The organism is Pseudochelatococcus lubricantis (assembly GCF_042432495.1).
GTDB classification, from domain to species: Bacteria; Pseudomonadota; Alphaproteobacteria; order Rhizobiales; family Beijerinckiaceae; genus Pseudochelatococcus; species Pseudochelatococcus lubricantis.
Genome location: NZ_JBHLXC010000012.1, coordinates 122,228 through 138,271, shown reverse-complemented (window position 1 = coordinate 138,271; position 16,044 = coordinate 122,228). Strand labels below are relative to the sequence as shown.

12 protein-coding genes are annotated in these 16,044 nt (G+C 65.3%); 6 read left to right on the top strand and 6 right to left on the bottom strand.

From position 1 onward, the window contains the following. Genes narH through ACFFJ7_RS16175 form a run of 3 tightly spaced genes read right to left on the bottom strand, consistent with a single transcriptional unit; the run spans position 1 to position 8,039 of the window. Positions 1–1,536 carry a nitrate reductase subunit beta gene (narH, locus tag ACFFJ7_RS16185; RefSeq protein WP_377593677.1) on the bottom strand — a complete coding sequence of 512 codons (1,536 nt, stop codon included), beginning with the start codon at positions 1,534–1,536 and terminating at the stop codon, positions 1–3. Continuing rightward, a complete protein-coding gene (locus tag ACFFJ7_RS16180; protein WP_377593675.1) occupies positions 1,536–5,276 on the bottom strand; it encodes a nitrate reductase subunit alpha in 3,741 nt (1,246 codons plus the stop codon). Before ACFFJ7_RS16180 ends, narH begins: the two co-directional genes overlap by 1 nt. 12 nt (positions 5,277–5,288) lie before the next feature. Next, a complete protein-coding gene (locus tag ACFFJ7_RS16175) occupies positions 5,289–8,039 on the bottom strand; it encodes a nitrate/nitrite transporter (protein WP_377594059.1) in 2,751 nt (916 codons plus the stop codon). A 304-nt stretch (positions 8,040–8,343) separates the two neighbouring features. Here ACFFJ7_RS16175 and ftrB point away from each other — a divergent pair, with 304 nt between their 5' ends. Continuing rightward, positions 8,344–9,114, top strand: coding sequence for a transcriptional activator FtrB (gene ftrB / locus ACFFJ7_RS16170; protein ID WP_377593673.1), 771 nt, complete (start codon positions 8,344–8,346; stop codon positions 9,112–9,114). 30 nt (positions 9,115–9,144) lie between these two features. On the opposite strand, the gene ACFFJ7_RS16165 is transcribed toward ftrB, so the two are convergent. Both ACFFJ7_RS16165 and ACFFJ7_RS16160 read right to left on the bottom strand, forming a co-directional pair. Then, the gene (locus ACFFJ7_RS16165; RefSeq protein ID WP_166955493.1) at positions 9,145–9,774 is read right to left on the bottom strand and encodes a UbiX family flavin prenyltransferase; all 630 of its coding nucleotides are present in this window, start codon (positions 9,772–9,774) and stop codon (positions 9,145–9,147) included. Next, the gene (locus ACFFJ7_RS16160) at positions 9,771–11,276 is read right to left on the bottom strand and encodes a UbiD family decarboxylase (RefSeq protein ID WP_377593671.1); all 1,506 of its coding nucleotides are present in this window, start codon (positions 11,274–11,276) and stop codon (positions 9,771–9,773) included. The genes ACFFJ7_RS16165 and ACFFJ7_RS16160 overlap by 4 nt, the downstream gene beginning before the upstream one ends. Positions 11,277–11,383: 107 nt before the next feature. Here ACFFJ7_RS16160 and ubiT point away from each other — a divergent pair, with 107 nt between their 5' ends. From ubiT to ubiV, 3 genes are read left to right on the top strand one after another with little or no spacing between them, the layout of a single operon-like run. Beyond that, positions 11,384–11,893 carry a ubiquinone anaerobic biosynthesis accessory factor UbiT gene (gene ubiT / locus ACFFJ7_RS16155; protein ID WP_166955489.1) on the top strand — a complete coding sequence of 170 codons (510 nt, stop codon included), beginning with the start codon at positions 11,384–11,386 and terminating at the stop codon, positions 11,891–11,893. Continuing rightward, positions 11,884–12,861: a ubiquinone anaerobic biosynthesis protein UbiU gene (gene ubiU, locus ACFFJ7_RS16150; RefSeq protein ID WP_377593669.1), complete on the top strand. Its 978-nt coding sequence runs from the start codon at positions 11,884–11,886 to the stop codon at positions 12,859–12,861. The genes ubiT and ubiU overlap by 10 nt, the downstream gene beginning before the upstream one ends. Positions 12,862–12,865: 4 nt before the next feature. Next, positions 12,866–13,801: a ubiquinone anaerobic biosynthesis protein UbiV gene (ubiV, locus tag ACFFJ7_RS16145; protein WP_343042620.1), complete on the top strand. Its 936-nt coding sequence runs from the start codon at positions 12,866–12,868 to the stop codon at positions 13,799–13,801. Between the two features lie 12 nt (positions 13,802–13,813). Here ubiV and ACFFJ7_RS16140 read toward each other — a convergent pair whose 3' ends face one another. Further along, positions 13,814–14,035 carry a hypothetical protein gene (locus ACFFJ7_RS16140; RefSeq protein WP_377593666.1) on the bottom strand — a complete coding sequence of 74 codons (222 nt, stop codon included), beginning with the start codon at positions 14,033–14,035 and terminating at the stop codon, positions 13,814–13,816. Between the two features lie 170 nt (positions 14,036–14,205). Between ACFFJ7_RS16140 and ACFFJ7_RS16135 the strand changes: the two genes are divergently transcribed. Continuing rightward, complete coding sequence (locus ACFFJ7_RS16135) at positions 14,206–14,658, top strand: c-type cytochrome (protein ID WP_166955481.1); 453 nt, start codon at positions 14,206–14,208, stop codon at positions 14,656–14,658. 10 nt (positions 14,659–14,668) lie between these two features. Then, positions 14,669–16,042 carry a cbb3-type cytochrome c oxidase subunit I gene (locus ACFFJ7_RS16130; RefSeq protein ID WP_377593663.1) on the top strand — a complete coding sequence of 458 codons (1,374 nt, stop codon included), beginning with the start codon at positions 14,669–14,671 and terminating at the stop codon, positions 16,040–16,042. The last annotated feature ends 2 nt before the right edge of the window (positions 16,043–16,044 follow it).

Genomic DNA, 16,044 nt, shown 5'->3' with positions numbered 1-16,044 from the left:
TCAGGCCTCCGCAGGCGTGTTGGCGGGCGTATGCCCGTGCGTGTGTCTGGGCTTGCCGAACAGCCCCACGTCGGAATTGCCGCTGCCGCAGCCATTGCCGAAGGTGAAGCCGCAGTCGCCGCGCAGGTCGAAGGCATCCTCGCCGGTTTCGCGATGCGCGGTGGGGATGACGAAGCGGTCCTCATAGTTGGCGATGGCGAGATAGCGGTACATTTCCTCGATCTGCGGCGCTGTCAGGCCCACCCGCTCCGCCGCCGGATGGTCGATGACGCCGTCGACGGTCTTCGCGCGCATGAAGGCGCGCATGGCGAGCATGCGCCGCAGGGCGAGTTCGACGGGCGCCTCCTTGCCGGCGGTCAGCATGTTGGCGAGGTAACGCAGGGGAATGCGCAGGCTCTTCACGTCCGGCATGTCGCCGTCCATCTCCAGCACGCCGGCGGCCGCCGCCGACTGGATGGGTGAGAGCGGCGGCACGTACCACACCATCGGCAGCGTGCGGTACTCGGGATGCAGCGGGAAGGCGATCTTCCAGTCGATCGCCATCTTGTAGACGGGGCTGTGGCGCGCGGCCTCCAGCCATGCCTCCGGCACGCCGTCCGCCCGCGCCTGCGCGATCACCGCCGGATCGGCGGGATCGAGGAAGATGCCGAGCTGCGCCTCGTAGAGATCCTGCTCGTTCTCGGTCGAGGCGGCTTCCTCGATGCGGTCCGCATCGTAGAGCACCACGCCGAGATAGCGGATGCGCCCGACGCAGGTTTCCGAACAGACGGTGGGCTGGCCCACCTCAAGGCGGGGATAGCACAGGACGCACTTCTCCGATTTGCCGGAATCCCAGTTGTAGTAGATCTTCTTGTAGGGACAGGCGGAAACGCACATGCGCCAGCCCCTGCATTTGTCCTGATCGATGAGGACGATACCGTCCTCCTCCCGCTTGTAGATCGCGCCCGACGGGCAGGCGGCGACGCAGGCGGGGTTGAGGCAGTGCTCGCACAGGCGCGGCAGGTACATCATGAAAGTGTTTTCGTAGGCGCCGTAGATCTCGGTTTCGACGCCCTCGAAGTTGTAGTCCTTCGCCCGGTGTTCGAACTCGCCGCCGAGGATTTCCTCCCAGTTCGGCCCCCACTCGATCTTTTCCATGCGCTCGCCGGTGATCTTCGAGCGCGGGCGCGCGGTGGGGAACGCCTTCAGTTCCGGCGCCGTCTGCAGATGGGCGTAGTCGAAATCGAACGGCTCGTAATAGTCGTCGATCTCGGGCAGATCGGGGTTGGCGAATATCTTGGAGAGAATCCGCCATTTCGCGCCCATGCGCGGCTCTATGCGGCCGTTCTTGCGCCGCCGCCAGCCGCCGTTCCAGCGCTTCTGGTTCTCCCAGTCCTTGGGATAGCCGATACCGGGCTTGGTCTCTACGTTGTTGAACCAGGCGTACTCGACGCCGTCGCGGTTGGTCCACACGTTCTTGCAGGTAACGGAACAGGTGTGACAGCCGATGCACTTGTCCAGATTGAGGACCATGGCAATTTGCGCGCGCACTTTCATCAGGCAAGCTCCTTCCCGGTGTTTGAAGATGCGGCGAGCGGCTCTTCCAGCCAGTCCACCTTTTTCATCTTGCGAAGGACGACGAATTCGTCGCGGTTCGAGCCGACGGTGCCGTAATAGTTGAAGCCGTAGGCGAGCTGGGCGTAGCCGCCGATCATGTGTGTCGGCTTCAGGATGGTGCGGGTGACGGAGTTATGGATGCCGCCGCGCTGGCCGGTGATCTCGGAGCCAGGCGTGTTGATGATCTTCTCCTGCGCGTGGTACATGAACATCGTTCCCTCCCGGATGCGCTGCGACACCACCGCGCGCGCGGTGATCGCGCCGTTGGCGTTGAACACCTCCACCCAGTCGTTGTCGCGGATGCCTGCCTTGCCGGCGTCGGTCTCCGCAATCCACACCACCGGCCCGCCGCGATTCAGGGTGAGCATCAACAGGTTGTCGGTGTAGGTGGAGTGGATGCCCCATTTCTGGTGCGGCGTGATGAAGTTGAGTACGATCTCCGTCTCGCCGTTGGGCTTCAGGCCCTTGACGTGCGTCGTCTTCAGGTCGACCGGCGGCCGGTAGACGACGAGCGCCTCGCCGAAGGCGCGCATCCAGGGATGATCCTGATAAAGCTGCTGGCGGCCGCTGATGGTGCGCCACGGGATCAGTTCATGCACGTTGGTGTAGCCCGCCGTGTAGCAGACGTGCTCGCTCTCGATGCCCGACCACGTCGGCGAGGTGATGATTTTACGCGGTTGGGCGACGATGTCGCGAAAGCGGATCTTCTCGTCCTCCTTCGGCTCCGCGAGATGCGTGTGGTCGCGCCCCGTGAGCTTGCCGAGGGCCTGCCACGCCTTAACGGCCACCTCGCCGTTGGTCTCGGGCGCCAGCATCAGCACCACCTCGCAGGCGTCGATGTCGGTATCGATCTTGGCGAGGCCCTTCGTCGGCCCCTCCTCCGGCACCTCGCCGTTGAGCGCTTTCAGCAGGTCCACCTCGTGGCCGGTCTGCCACGCGATGCCCTTGCCGCCATTGCCGACCTTGGCCATCAGCGGGCCGACGGAGGTGAAGCGCGCATGGACATTGGGGTAGTCGCGCTCCACCACGGCGACCGCCGGCATCGTCTTGCCGGGGACGGGCTCGCACTCGCCCCTGTACCAGTCGCGCACGTCGAAGGCTTGCGCGAGCTCGCCGGGGCTGTCGTGCTGGATGGGGGTGAGCACCACATCCTGCTCCCTGCCCAGCACTTCGGGCGCGACCGCCGAGAACGCCTTGGCGATGGCCTTGAAGATCTCCCAGTCCGATTTCGACTCCCATGCCGGGTCCACCGCCGCGCCGAGCGGATGGATGAAGGGATGCATGTCGGAGGTGTTGAGGTCGTTCTTCTCGTACCAGGTCGCGGTGGGCAGCACGATGTCGGAATAGACGGCGGTGGTCGACATGCGGAAGTCGAGTGTGACCAGCAGGTCCAGCTTGCCTTGCGGCGCTTCGTCATGCCACTTCACGTCGCGCGGCTTCTCGCGGCCGGCTTCGCCGAGATCTTTGCCCTGCACGCCGTGGGATGCGCCGAGCAGGTGCTTGAGGAAGTATTCATGGCCCTTGCCGGAGGAGCCGAGCAGGTTCGAGCGCCACACGAACATGTTGCGCGGCCAGTTGTGCGGATCGTCCGGATCCATGCAGGACATTTCCAGCCGCCCGGCCTTGAGTTCGCGCGCGACATACTCGCCCGCCGGGACGCCCTCGGCGGCGGCGGCCTTCGCGATGTCGAGCGGGTTGGCTTTCAGCGCCGGCGCGGAGGGCAGCCAGCCGAGACGTTCGGATTTGGCGTTGTAGTCGATGAACGAGCCGGCCCAGTCGCCCTCGGGCGCGGTTGGCGACAGGATTTCGTCCGTCGCGACCGTCTCGTAGCGCCATTGGTCCGTGTGGGCGTAGAAGAACGAGGTCGAGTTCTGCTGGCGGGGCGGGCGGGCCCAGTCCAGGGCAAAGGCGAGGGGAGCCCAGCCGGTCTGCGGGCGCAGCTTCTCCTGCCCCACATAATGCGACCAGCCGCCGCCCGACTGGCCGACGCAGCCGCACATCACCAGCATGTTGATGGCCGCGCGGTAGGTCATATCCATATGGTACCAGTGGTTGACCGCCGCGCCGATGATGATCATCGACTTGCCGTTCGTCTTTTCGGCGTTGGTGGCGAAGCCGCGCGCCGTGGCGACGATCTGCGCGCGCGGCACGGAGGTGACAGCCTCCGCCCAGGCGGGCGAATAGGGCTCTGCGTCGTCATAGGTGGCGGGCATGTGATCGCCGCCGAAGCCCTGGTCTACACCGTAGTTGGCGAGCAGCAGGTCCCAGGCGCTTGCCACCAGCGTCTCGCCGTCCTGCAGCGCAAGGCGCTTCACCGGCACGTTGCGGGTGAGCACGTCCGGGTGCGCGGTGGCGGCGAAGCCGTTGCTGGTTTTGCCGCCGAAATAGGGAAAGCGCACACCCGCCACGTCGTCGTGGATGCCCTTGAGCCCCAGGCGCAGCGAGACGGGCTCGCCGCCGGCCTTTTCCTCAAGGTTCCATTTGCCGCTCTCGCCCCAGCGGAAGCCGATGGAACCGTTCGGCACGACGATGCGGCCCGTCGCCTCGTCGACGGCGACGGTCTTCCAGTCCGGGTTGTTCGTTTCGCCGAGCGTATCCGAGAAATCGGAAGCGCGCACGAGCCGGTCCGGCACGTAGCCGCCGTCCTTCGGCACGAGGCGCACCAGCATGGGCATATCGCTGTAGCGGCGCAGATAGTCGCGGAAATAGGGCACCTGCCGGTCGACGTGGAACTCCTTCAGGATGACGTGGCCGAAGGCCATGCCGAGCGCGGCGTCCGTGCCCTGCTTCACCGCCATCCACAGGTCGGCGAATTTCGACGCTTCCGAATAGTCGGGGCAGATGACGACCGATTTAGCGCCCCGGTAGCGGGCCTCGGTGTAGAAATGCGCGTCCGGCGTGCGGGTCTGCGGCACGTTCGATCCCCAGAGGATGAGGAAGCTCGAATTGTACCAGTCCGCGCTCTCGGCCACGTCCGTCTGCTCGCCCCAGGTCTGGGGGGAGGCGGGCGGCAGGTCGCAGTACCAGTCGTAGAATGAACCGCAGACGCCGCCGATCAGTTGCAGGTAGCGCGCCCCCGCGGCATACGAGATCATCGACATCGCCGGAATGGGCGAGAAGCCGAATACGCGGTCGGGGCCGTACTTCCTGATAGTGTAGGCGTTGGCGGCGCCGATGATCTCGGTCAGTTCCTCCCAATGCGCGCGCACGAAGCCGCCGGAGCCGCGCACGCCGATGTAGTCCCCGCGCTTCGCGGCGTCCTCCTGGATGGAGGCCCATGCGGCGACCGGCGTCAGCGTGGCGCGGGCCTCGCGCCACAGCCTCAGCAGGCGGGAGCGGATCAGCGGGTACTTCACCCGGTTGGCGGAATAGAGATACCAGCTGTAGCTCGCCCCGCGCGAACAGCCGCGCGGCTCGTGGTTGGGAAGGTCCGGGCGCGTGCGCGGGTAGTCCGTCTGCTGCGTCTCCCACGTCACGATGCCGCCCTTGACATAGATCTTCCACGAGCAGGAGCCCGTGCAGTTCACGCCGTGGGTAGAGCGCACGATCTTGTCGTGCCGCCAGCGGTTGCGGTAGGCCTCCTCCCAGGAACGGTCGTCGTCGGTCAGCACCCCGTGCCTGTTGGCGAACGTCTCCGTCTTGCGGGTGAAGAACAGCAGGCGATCGAGTGTATGGCTCATCGTGGGCTCCTGTCAGTGTGCCGTCAGCGGGCCGGAACTGGGCGTGGTTGCGCCGGGCTTCTTGCGGTTCTCCTCGTCGTGCAGCAGACCGCCCGGGCGTGCGTAGACGAACCACGTGATGGCGAGGCATGAAACGTAGAACACGAGGAAGACGACCAGCGCCGGTACGGCGTTGCCCGCCGTCGAGATCGACAGGCCGAAGCCCATCGGGATGAAGAACGCGCCATAGGCGGCGATCGCGGAGGTGAAGCCGGTGATGGCGGCGCTCTCGCGGTCCGCCTCGCGCAAAGCTTCCTCGCGCGACAGATGCGGTTCGAGGCGCGCCACTTCCTTGCGCATGATCGGCGGGATCATCTGGAAGGTGGAGGCGTTGCCGACGCCGCTGGCGATGAACAGCAGGATGAAGCTGGCGAAGAAGCCGGCGAACGATCCCGCGCCAGCGAACCAGATGACGCCGACGATGCCAATCGACATGGCGACGAACACACCGAGCGTCACCTTCGCGCCGCCGACCCTGTCTGCGAGCCCGCCGCTGAACGAACGGGCGAGGGCGCCGACGAGCGGGCCGAGAAAGGCGAGCTGCAGGGCGTTCACTTCCGGAAACTGGATGCGCGCCAGCAGCGGGAAGGCAGCGGAAAAGCCGATGAAGGAACCGAAGGTGCCGGTGTAGAGCCAGCACATGATCCAGTTGTGCGTGCGCCGGAAGATCACCGCCTGTTCGGCGAAAGAGGCCTTGGCCGCGGCCAGATCGTTCATGCCGAACCACGACGCGAAGGCGGATGCTATGATGAAAGGCACCCAGATGAAGCCTGCATTCTGCAGGTAGAGCGCCGTGGTGACGCCGTTGCTGACGGCGGTCTGCGGCTCGCCGCCGAGGCTGCCGAACACGGCGATGTTGATGGCGAGCGGCACCAGAAACTGCATGGCGCTGACGCCGAGGTTGCCCAGCCCGGCGTTGAGCGCGAGCGCGCTGCCCTTCTGCGAGCGCGGGAAGAAGAAGCCGATATTGGCCATCGACGAGGCGAAGTTGCCACCGCCGAAGCCGCACAGCAGCGCGAGCAGCAGCAGGATCCAATAGGGCGTTTCCGGGTTCTGCACGGCAAAGCCGATGCCGAGCGCCGGCAGGATCAGCGACCAAGTGGAGAGCGTCGTCCACAGCCGCCCGCCGAAGATCGGCACCATGAAGCTGTAGAAGATGCGTAGCGTCGCACCCGAGAGGCCAGGCACCGCCGCAAGCCAGAAGAGCTGGTTCGTGGAGAGGTCGAAGCCGATGCGCGGCAGCTGCGAAACGACGACCGACCACACCATCCACACAGCAAAGGACAGGAACAGCGCCGGGATCGAAATCCACAGATTGCGGCTGGCGATCCGCTTGCCCTTCTCTTCCCAGAAGGCGGCGTCGTCCGGCCGCCAGTCCTCGATGACCGCACCCTTGAGGGCGCCAGCCGTCGCGGGCGTGTGGACGGGCTGCATCTCCGGCAGGGCTGGCAGGTCGCGGGTGGCGGCGCCGGTGGCCTCGGCCTCCATCTGGCGGATGGCGACATGCATCCACACCAGCGAGACGGCCGCGATGAGGAACAGCAGCATGAAGCAGCTCTGCGCGACGCCGGTGAGGTCGTTCAGCATGCCGAACACGATGGGCAGGATGAAGCCGCCGAGGCCGCCGATCATGCCGACGAGCCCGCCGACGGCGCCGATATCCTTCGGGTAGTAGATCGGGATGTGCTTGTAGACAGCGGCCTTGCCGAGGCTCATGAAGAAGCCCAGCACGAAGATGATGACCACGAAGGCCAGAGGGCCGGTCTCGACGCGGAAGCTGATCGGGCCGTGGATGCCGTCCACCACGTAGCTCGTCGGCGGATAGGACAGCAGGAAGGTCGTGATGACGGAGACGGTGAACGTCCAGTACATGATCTTGCGCGCACCCACCTTGTCGGCGAGATAGCCGCCGTAGATGCGAAACAGCGAGGCCGGCACCGAATAGGCGGCGGCGACCATGCCGGCCGTCTTCACGTCAAAATGGTAGTTGGCGACGAGATAGCGCGGCAGCCACAGCGACAGCGCCACGAAAGCGCCGAAGACGAAGAAGTAATAGAGCGAGAAACGCCAGACCTGCAGATTCTTCAGCGGCGCGAACTGTTCGGCGAAGGGGCGCGGCTTCGTGCCGGTGCGGCGGCGTTCGGCCAGATCCGGGTCGTCGCGGGTGATGAGAAAGGTGACGACGGCGATGACGGCGAGCACCGCCGCCCAGACCTGCGCGACGGTATTCCAGCCGAAGGCGACCATGACCATCGGCGCGAGGAACTTGGTGACGGCCGCACCCACATTGCCCGCGCCGACGATGCCGAGCGCGGTGCCCTGCAGGCGCGCGGGGAAGAATTTCGACACATAGGTGGTGGAAACGGTGAACGAGCCGCCCGCGATGCCGACGCCGAGCGCCGCGATCAGAAATTGCCAGTAAGTATGGGCATATGCCAGCAGGAAGGTCGCGACCGCCGCCGACAGCATCACGATGAGCTGCATGACACGGCCGCCGAACTGGTCTGTCCACACGCCGAGAACGAGACGGATCAACGAACCGGTCAGGATGGGGGTGCCGATCAGCAGGCCGAACTCTGTCTCGCTGAGGCCGAGCTGGCGCTGGATATCGATGCCGATGATGGAAAAAATCGTCCACACGGCGAAGCACGCCGTAAAAGCCGTAGTGCTCATCCACAGGGCGGAACGGGCACCTTGAGCCGGCTGGTCTGATGTGGTCATGATGGCTCCTGGGTGGACATGTTCGCGGCGCGGCTGCTACGCAATATGTCCTTCTTCGAGACCATCACCCGGGTTTGCCGGATCAGACTTGACCGCAATCAAGCGCGTTCGTGACGGGAATCCAGAATCAGTCCAGACTTGACAGCGATCTTGCCGAGGGCGTCTTTTGTTAACTGCCAGCCTTATTGATGCTAATTGGGGGCATCTATTTTGACAGATTCCAGAAAGGCAGATATAGTTATCTGGTTTGATGCAGATCAAGCCGGCATGAACGATCCGGCCAGACGCGAAGCACCGATTCAAAGCCATGCGCACCACCGATCTTGACCGTATCAGGGCACTGCCGCTTTTTGCCGGGGCGGAGGACGATACCTTCAACGAAGTAACCGGCGGCGCATTCCTGCAGCGGTTTCCGGCGGGGACGACACTGCTCCTCGAAGGCGATCCCGTCGATTTCCTCTATGTACTGCTCGACGGGCAGGTCGAGTTGCAGGGCACCTGGAAGGAAAAGGAAACGACGTTGGCCGTGCTGCGGCCCGTTTCCACCTTCATCCTCGCTGCCGTGGTGCTGGACGCGACGTCGCTGATGGGCGCGGTGACGCTCGACCGGTCCGAAATCCTGATGATATCCGGCAATGCCTTGCGCCGGGGCATGAAGCGCGATGCCGCCTTCTGTTTCGAGGTGTCGCAGGAGCTGGCCGGGTGCTATCGCGGGCTGGTGCGCTCGGTGAAAAATCTCAAGCTGCGCAGCGCTGTGGAGCGGCTGGCCAATTATCTGGTCACGCTGCAGGTGCGGCAGGGCGGGGGCATCGATGTCACCATTCCACACGAGAAGCGCGTACTGGCCTCGCTGCTCGGCATGACGCCGGAAAACCTGTCGCGCGCCTTTGCCAAGCTCGATGCTTACGGCGTCGTCGTCGACGGTAACCGCGTGCGCCTCGGCAATCCCGACAAGCTTTCGCGCCTCGCGCGGCCTTCCGCCTGGATCGACAACCACACGCCGCCGATCGAGGAGCCGCTGGGCAAGGCCGAAAGGGAGCGCTGGCCGCTGAGCGGCGCGCAGCGTTCCTGCGCCTGAGGCAGATCGGCGGGCGGGAACGGCCGTCGATCAGGCGGAGCCGGCTGCGCCCTGCGGTTCTTCCGGTTTGGCAGCTTGCGCGGTCAATTGCGGCTGCCATGCGCGGGCGAGGGGGCCGAAAGGCAGGCCGAGCTGATCGATGGCGCGGGCGGCGATCTGGTCGACGAGTTCTTCCACGCTTTGCGGCCGGTGGTAGAACGCGGGCACCGGCGGCATGACGATGGCGCCCATTTCGGTGACGGCGCACATGTTGCGCAGGTGCCCGAGATGCAACGGCGTCTCCCGCGTCACGAGAACGAGCCTGCGCCGCTCCTTCAGATGCACGTCCGCCGCCCTGACGATGAGATTGTCGGCGATGCCGTGGGCGATGGCGCCGAGCGTGCGCATGGAGCAGGGCGCTACGATCATGCCCGCTGTCGGCAGCGAGCCGCTGGCGATCGCGGCGCCGATGTCGTCCGGCGCGTGGTTCACATCGGCCAGCCGGGCGGCTCTCTCCGGCGCGGTGTCGCCCGCTTCATGCGTCAATGTCCGCCGCGCGGCTTGTGAAACCACGAGGTGCGTTTCCACCTGCCGTGTGTGCGCCAGAAGTTCGAGGATGCGCACTGCAATCGGCGCGCCGGAGGCGCCGGTCACGCCCACGACAACGCGCGCCGCACTCACGGCCTGTCCCCCAGTCCGAGTTCGCTCCAGATTGCATCAATCCGTTGCGACACTTCCGGCGTCATGGCGAGCACGCGCCCCCATTCCCGTTCCGTTTCCGGCGCGAGCTTGCGGGTGGCGTCCAGCCCCATCTTGCCGCCGATCCCCGGCCGGGGAGAGGCGAAGTCGAGGTAATCGATGGGCGTGTCGTTGACGATCATGACATCCCGCGAGGCATCGAAGCGTGTGGACAGCGCCCAGATGACGTCATCCCACTTGCGGACGCCGATATCCGGGTCGACCACGATGATCAGCTTCGTGTAGCTGAACTGCGGCAGCATGGACCACAGCCCCATCATGACCCGCCGCGCCTGGCCGGGATAGTGCTTGTCGATGGACACCACGATGGCGCGGTAGGAGCAGGCCTCCGGCGGCATCCAGAGGTCGGCGATTTCCGGAAACTGGCGCTTCACCAGCGGCAGAAACAACTCCAGCATCGCCTCGCCCAGCCGGGAGGGCTCGTCGGGCGGGCGGCCGGTATAGGTGGAGAGATACACCGGCTTGCGCCGCATGGTGAGCGCCGACAGCGCCATGACCGGAAACCGCTCGACCGCGTTGTAGTAGCCGGTATGGTCGCCATAAGGGCCCTCCGCCGCCGTTTCGGTCGCCGAAACGGTTCCTTCCAGAACGATTTCCGCGTTGGCGGGCACGGGCAGCGGCACGGTCACGGCGGGAGCGATGCGCGTGCGTGCCTTTCGCAGCAGGCCGGCGAAGGCAAGTTCGCCGATGTTCTCCGGCAGCGGCATGACGGCGGCGAGGATCGTTGCCGGATCGGCGCCGATAGCCACCACGACGGGCATGTCGCATCCGCGCCGCTGCCACAGGCGATGATGGCGTGCGCCGCCGCGATGCGCCAGCCAGCGCATGATCAGCCTGTCCCGACCCAGCACCTGCATGCGGTAGACGCCGACATTGATATCGGACGGGTCGTCCGGTGCACGGGTGATTACGAGTGGCCAGGTGACGAGCGGCGCGGGCTCGCCCGGCCAGCACCATTGCACCGGCAGGCTGCCCAGGTCGATGTCCGTGCCGCGTAGCACCACCTGCTGCACCGGCGCGGCGCCTACCTGCCGCAGCCGCATGGCGAGGGCCGCACGCAGCAACGGCATTTTGCCGCAGGCGTCTTCCACGGAGCGCGGCGGACGCGGGTCGCGCAGGTCGGCGAGCATCCCGGCCAGCGCGGCGAGGCCGCCGCTTTCGACGCCGAAGCCCCATTCGATCCGTTCCCGCGTGCCGAACAGGTTCGTCAGCAGCGGGATGCGATGCACGGTGCCCGAAGCGTCCACGGGCCTTTCAAACAACAGCGCCGGCCCGCCGGCTTCCAGGACCCGGCGGTGAATTTCGGTGATCTCATGAACGAGCGAAACGGGGCGTGCGATGCGCGCGAGCCGGCCGCGCCGTTCGAGCACGTCGATGAAACCTTGCAGGTCAATGGTGTGAGTCGCCGTCGTACGGTCGCGCATGGTCCGTGAGATGTGGCCTTCGCAAGTGTCTCCGTCTTTGCGCTGGATCAAACACGGCTACGCGGCCGGGGGGTAGGTTCCCTTGACCTCTTCTGGACAGATCGATCATGATGCGCCTGCCGACCTTCTTCTCCATGCTCGCGAAACATGTCCCGCTGCCGGTGATCCAGCAGGCAGCGGCAGCCATGCTGACCCAGATCGTGCGCCGGCACGGAGGCCTGTTCGAGCGGCTTGGCGAACACCGCGAGAAACGCTATGCGTTCCTGCCATCTGACCTTCCGCTGGCATTCCTCGTCGAGCCCGCCATCCCTGCCGTGTCCGTCAGTCGCGCGCAGCGGCCTCCCGCGGCGGACGCTGCCGTCGAGGGGCCGCTTTTCATGTTGCTGGCGCTGATGGAGGGGCGGCAGGACGCGGACGCGCTGTTCTTCTCGCGCGATCTGACCGTTACCGGCGACATGGAGGCGATGCTGGCGCTGCGCAACGCACTCGACGACAGCGGTATCGACCTGCCCGGCGATCTCGGCGCGATGGCGGGGCCGCTTGCGCCGTTCGTCAGCCGGGCCGCCAGCGGCGTTCGCAGCCGCGTTCTCGCCGAAGGAAATCCGTCATGGAACTGATCTGTCCCGCGGGCACGCCTGCCGCCTTTCGTGAAGCGGTCGATGCGGGTGCGGACGCCGTCTACTGCGGTTTTCGCGACGAGACCAACGCCCGCAACTTCCCGGGCCTCAACTTCACGCGCGACGAACTGGCCGAGGCTATCGGCTACGCCCGCAGGCGCGGCGTCAAGACGCTGGTGGCGCTCAACACCTTCATGCGTGCCGGTCAGGAAGACATCTGGTACCGGGCCGCGGCGGACGCGGTGAAGGCCGGGGCCGATGCGCTGATCCTCGCGGATTTCGGATTGATGGCGCACGTGGCGGAAACCTGGCCCGAGCAGCGCATCCACGTCTCTGTCCAGGCGTCGGCCTCCAATGCCGAGGCCGTCAACTTTCTGGTCGATGCCTTCGGCGCACGGCGGGTCGTGCTGCCGCGCACGCTGACCATCGATGACATCGCCCGCCTCGCACGCCAGATCCGTTGCGAGATCGAGATTTTCGTCTTCGGCGGGCTGTGCGTCATGGCAGAGGGGCGCTGTTCGCTTTCCTCCTATGCCACCGGCCGGTCGCCCAACATGAACGGCGTCTGCTCACCGGCAAGCCACGTGCAATACCGGCGCGAAGGCGATGCCCTGGTATCGGTGCTCGGCGACTACACGATAAACCGGTTTCCGGCCGGCGAGGCGGCCGGCTATCCGACCCTGTGCAAGGGCCGCTTCCATGTCGGGGACAAGGACGGCTACGCCTTCGAGGACCCGGTCTCGCTCGACGTCATGGACCAGATCGACAGGCTGCGCGACGCCGGCGTGAGCGCGCTGAAGATCGAGGGCCGCCAGCGCGGCAAGGCCTATGTGGCGGAAGTCGTCGCCACCCTGCGGCGGGCGCTCGACGCCTCCGCGGAGGAGCGCGGCAAGATACTCGCCCGGCTGCGCCTGCTCAGCGAGGGCAACCGCACCACCGCCGGCGCCTATGAAAAACGCTGGAGGTAACACTGTGGAAACCCGGCAGCCAACACTCACGCTCGGCCCTGTGCTTTATCTGTGGGAAGGCGAGACGTGGCGCGACTTCTACTTTCGCATCGCCGACGAGGCGCCGGTGAGCCATGTCTACATCGGCGAAACCGTCTGTTCCAAGCGGCTGCATTTTTTCGAGCCGTATCTCGCGGATGTCATCGGCCGGCTGGAAGGGGCGGGCAAGCAGGTCGTCCTTTCCACGCTGGCGCTGGTGACGATCGACCGGGAAATCCGGCACGTGCGCGCCACGATAGACGGCAGCGCCTATCCGGTCGAGGCGAACGATCTTTCGGCGCTCGGCATGCTGCGCGGCAGGCCGCATGTCGTGGGTCCGATGGTGAATGTCTATAACGGCGCAACCGCGCGCCTGCTGGCTGCGCGGGGCGCGGACGCCATCTGCCTGCCGCCGGAGTTGCCCGCCGCCTCCGTGAACCGGATCGTCGCCGACGTGCCGGGCGTCGATTTCGAGGTCTTCGCCTTCGGCCGCGTGCCGCTGGCGATTTCCGCCCGCTGCGCCCACGCGCGCTCGAAGGGGAACATCAAGGACAATTGCCGTTTCGTCTGCGGCGACGACCCCGACGGGCTGCCGGTGCTGACGCTCGACGGGCAGCCGTTTCTGGCGCTCAACGGTGTGCAGACGGTCTCGCACACCTGCCAGTCGCTGCTGGGCGAGCTGCACGATCTGGCGGAGGCGGGCGTATCGCGCTTCCGGCTGTCGCCCCAGCACTGCGACATGGTCGCTGTCGCGCGCATCCACGACGATGTGCTGGCGGACCGGACCGATGCCGACGAAGGCATCGCGCGCCTGCGCGCCGTCTATCCGGCGGCGCCGCTGTCGAACGGTTTTCACGAAGGCCGGGAAGGTGCGGCCTGGGTGGCGCGCGCCCGCAATACCGCACACGGCGTGAACGCCTGAAAACAAGCGGGGCTATTGCGCCTCATCCAGCAGATGGCGCACCCAGCGCCCGGCCGCCCATGCCGCCGGCACGCCGAGAGGGACGGCGAGCGCCAGCGCCGTCGCCGGCGACAGAGCGGCGAAACCGATCGCCTGCAGCATGAGGCTCAGCATGAACAGGTTGATTGCCACCGCGGCGGCGGCGAATACGTAAAGCAATATTGCCAGTTTCCACACCGGCCAGCGGTCGTCCATTGCGGCGTCTCCTCTAAAGGCAAGGTTTTCATACGTAAAAGCAATTGTCCTTGACTTTGGTTAGGACGCTTCCTCCCCGCTTCTGGCACGTTAGAGCGCATTCCGATCAGATGAAATATCCGGCCGGGAGGCGCTCTAACAACCGGGAACAGTTGAGGGAGACTCTCGTCATGCGCGAAGTCCTGACGAAGAGCATGGCCCGCAATATCTTTTACGGCGGGTCACTGTTCTTCATCATCATTTTCATTGGCCTGTCCGCGCAGAGCCATCTTTACATCGTCAACACCTCGACGGATCGGGCCAGCCTGACGGACAGCGTCGCTGCGGGCAAGCATCTTTGGGAGAAGCACGCCTGCGTGAACTGCCATTCGATCCTCGGGGAGGGCGCCTATTTCGCGCCAGAACTCGGCAACATCATGACGCGCTGGGACGTGGCGGACGATCCCGAGCTGGCGTTCCAGACGTTGAAGGGCTGGATGGAGGCGCAGCCGTCGGGCACGCCGGGGCGCCGCCAGATGCCGCAATTCAACCTGACGGATCAGGAGGTGCGCGAACTCGCCGACTTCCTGCTGTGGACCAACAAGATCCGCACCCAGAACTGGCCGCCGAACGACGCCGGTTGAGGAGACGATCATGAAGTACCAGACACAGAAAATCGCGCTCGCCTATTTTGCCGTGGCGCTGGCGCTCTTCGCCGTGCAGGTCACGATGGGGCTGATCATCGGCTATGTCTACGTGAACCCCAATTTCCTGTCGGAGCTGCTGCCCTTCAGCGTCGGCCGCATGCTGCATACCAATGCGCTGATCGTCTGGCTGCTGACCGGGTTCTTCGGAGCGGCCTATTTCCTCATCCCGGAGGAGGCGGAGCGGGAAATCCATTCACCGCTGCTCGCCTATATCCAGCTCGCGATCCTGGTCGTCGGCACGCTCGGCGCGGTGGTGACTTACGCATTTAACCTGTTTGCAGGCAATTTTCTGCTGGGCAGGCAAGGGCGCGAATTCCTGGAGCAGCCAACCTGGGTGAAGATCGGCATCGTCGTCGCGGCGCTCATCTTCCTCTACAACGTCACGCTCACGGTGCTGAAGGGCCGCAAGACGGCGATCACGAACATCCTCCTGATCGGGCTCTGGGGCCTGGCGCTGCTGTTCCTCTTCGCGTTCTACAATCCCCCCAATCTCGCGCTCGACAAGCAATACTGGTGGTTCGTGGTGCATCTGTGGGTCGAGGGTGTGTGGGAACTCATCATGGCGTCGATCCTCGGCTATCTGATGCTGAAGCTCACCGGCGTCGACCGTGAGGTGGTGGAGAAATGGCTGTACGTCATCGTCGCCACGGCGCTGTTCTCGGGCATTCTCGGCACCGGCCACCATTATTATTGGATCGGCATGCCGGCTTACTGGCAATGGGTGGGGTCCATCTTCTCCGCCTTCGAGGTGGTTCCCTTTTTCGCCATGATGGCCTTCGCCTTCGTCATGGTCTGGAAGGGGCGGCGCGACCATCCGAACAAGGCGGCGCTGCTGTGGTCGCTCGGCTGCGCGGTTCTGGCCTTCTTCGGGGCCGGGGTGTGGGGGTTCCTGCACACGCTGCACGGCGTGAACTACTACACGCACGGCACGCAGATCACCGCCGCGCACGGGCACCTTTCCTTCTTCGGCGCCTATGTGTGCCTCAACCTCGCCATGTTCACCTATGCCTTCCCCATCCTGAAGAACCGCGATCCTTACAACCAGGTGCTCAACATGGCGAGCTTCTGGCTGATGTCGGGCGGCATGCTGTTCATGACCTTCGTGCTGACCTTCGCAGGCACGGTGCAGACCCATCTCCAGCGCGTGATGGGCATCAACTACATGGAGGTGCAGGACCAGCTCGCGATCTTCTACTGGATGCGCTTCGGCGCGGGGGCGGCGGTCGTGCTCGGGGTGTTTCTGTTCATCTACGCCATCCTCGTGCCGCGGCGTGAGGTCATCGAGCCTGGCCCATTCGTCAAGCATGCGGCTGCGGAGTGATG

What these genes read in the sequence shown, in the direction of transcription:
- narH (WP_377593677.1), bottom strand. Translation starts at nt 1,536, where the DNA reads ATGAAAGTGCGCGCGCAAATTGCCATGGTCCTCAATCTGGACAAGTGC.
- ACFFJ7_RS16180 (WP_377593675.1), bottom strand. Translation starts at nt 5,276, where the DNA reads ATGAGCCATACACTCGATCGCCTGCTGTTCTTCACCCGCAAGACGGAG.
- ftrB (WP_377593673.1), top strand. Translation starts at nt 8,344, where the DNA reads ATGCGCACCACCGATCTTGACCGTATCAGGGCACTGCCGCTTTTTGCC.
- ACFFJ7_RS16160 (WP_377593671.1), bottom strand. Translation starts at nt 11,276, where the DNA reads ATGCGCGACCGTACGACGGCGACTCACACCATTGACCTGCAAGGTTTC.
- ubiT (WP_166955489.1), top strand. Translation starts at nt 11,384, where the DNA reads ATGATGCGCCTGCCGACCTTCTTCTCCATGCTCGCGAAACATGTCCCG.
- ubiU (WP_377593669.1), top strand. Translation starts at nt 11,884, where the DNA reads ATGGAACTGATCTGTCCCGCGGGCACGCCTGCCGCCTTTCGTGAAGCG.
- ACFFJ7_RS16140 (WP_377593666.1), bottom strand. Translation starts at nt 14,035, where the DNA reads ATGGACGACCGCTGGCCGGTGTGGAAACTGGCAATATTGCTTTACGTA.
- ACFFJ7_RS16135 (WP_166955481.1), top strand. Translation starts at nt 14,206, where the DNA reads ATGCGCGAAGTCCTGACGAAGAGCATGGCCCGCAATATCTTTTACGGC.
- ACFFJ7_RS16130 (WP_377593663.1), top strand. Translation starts at nt 14,669, where the DNA reads ATGAAGTACCAGACACAGAAAATCGCGCTCGCCTATTTTGCCGTGGCG.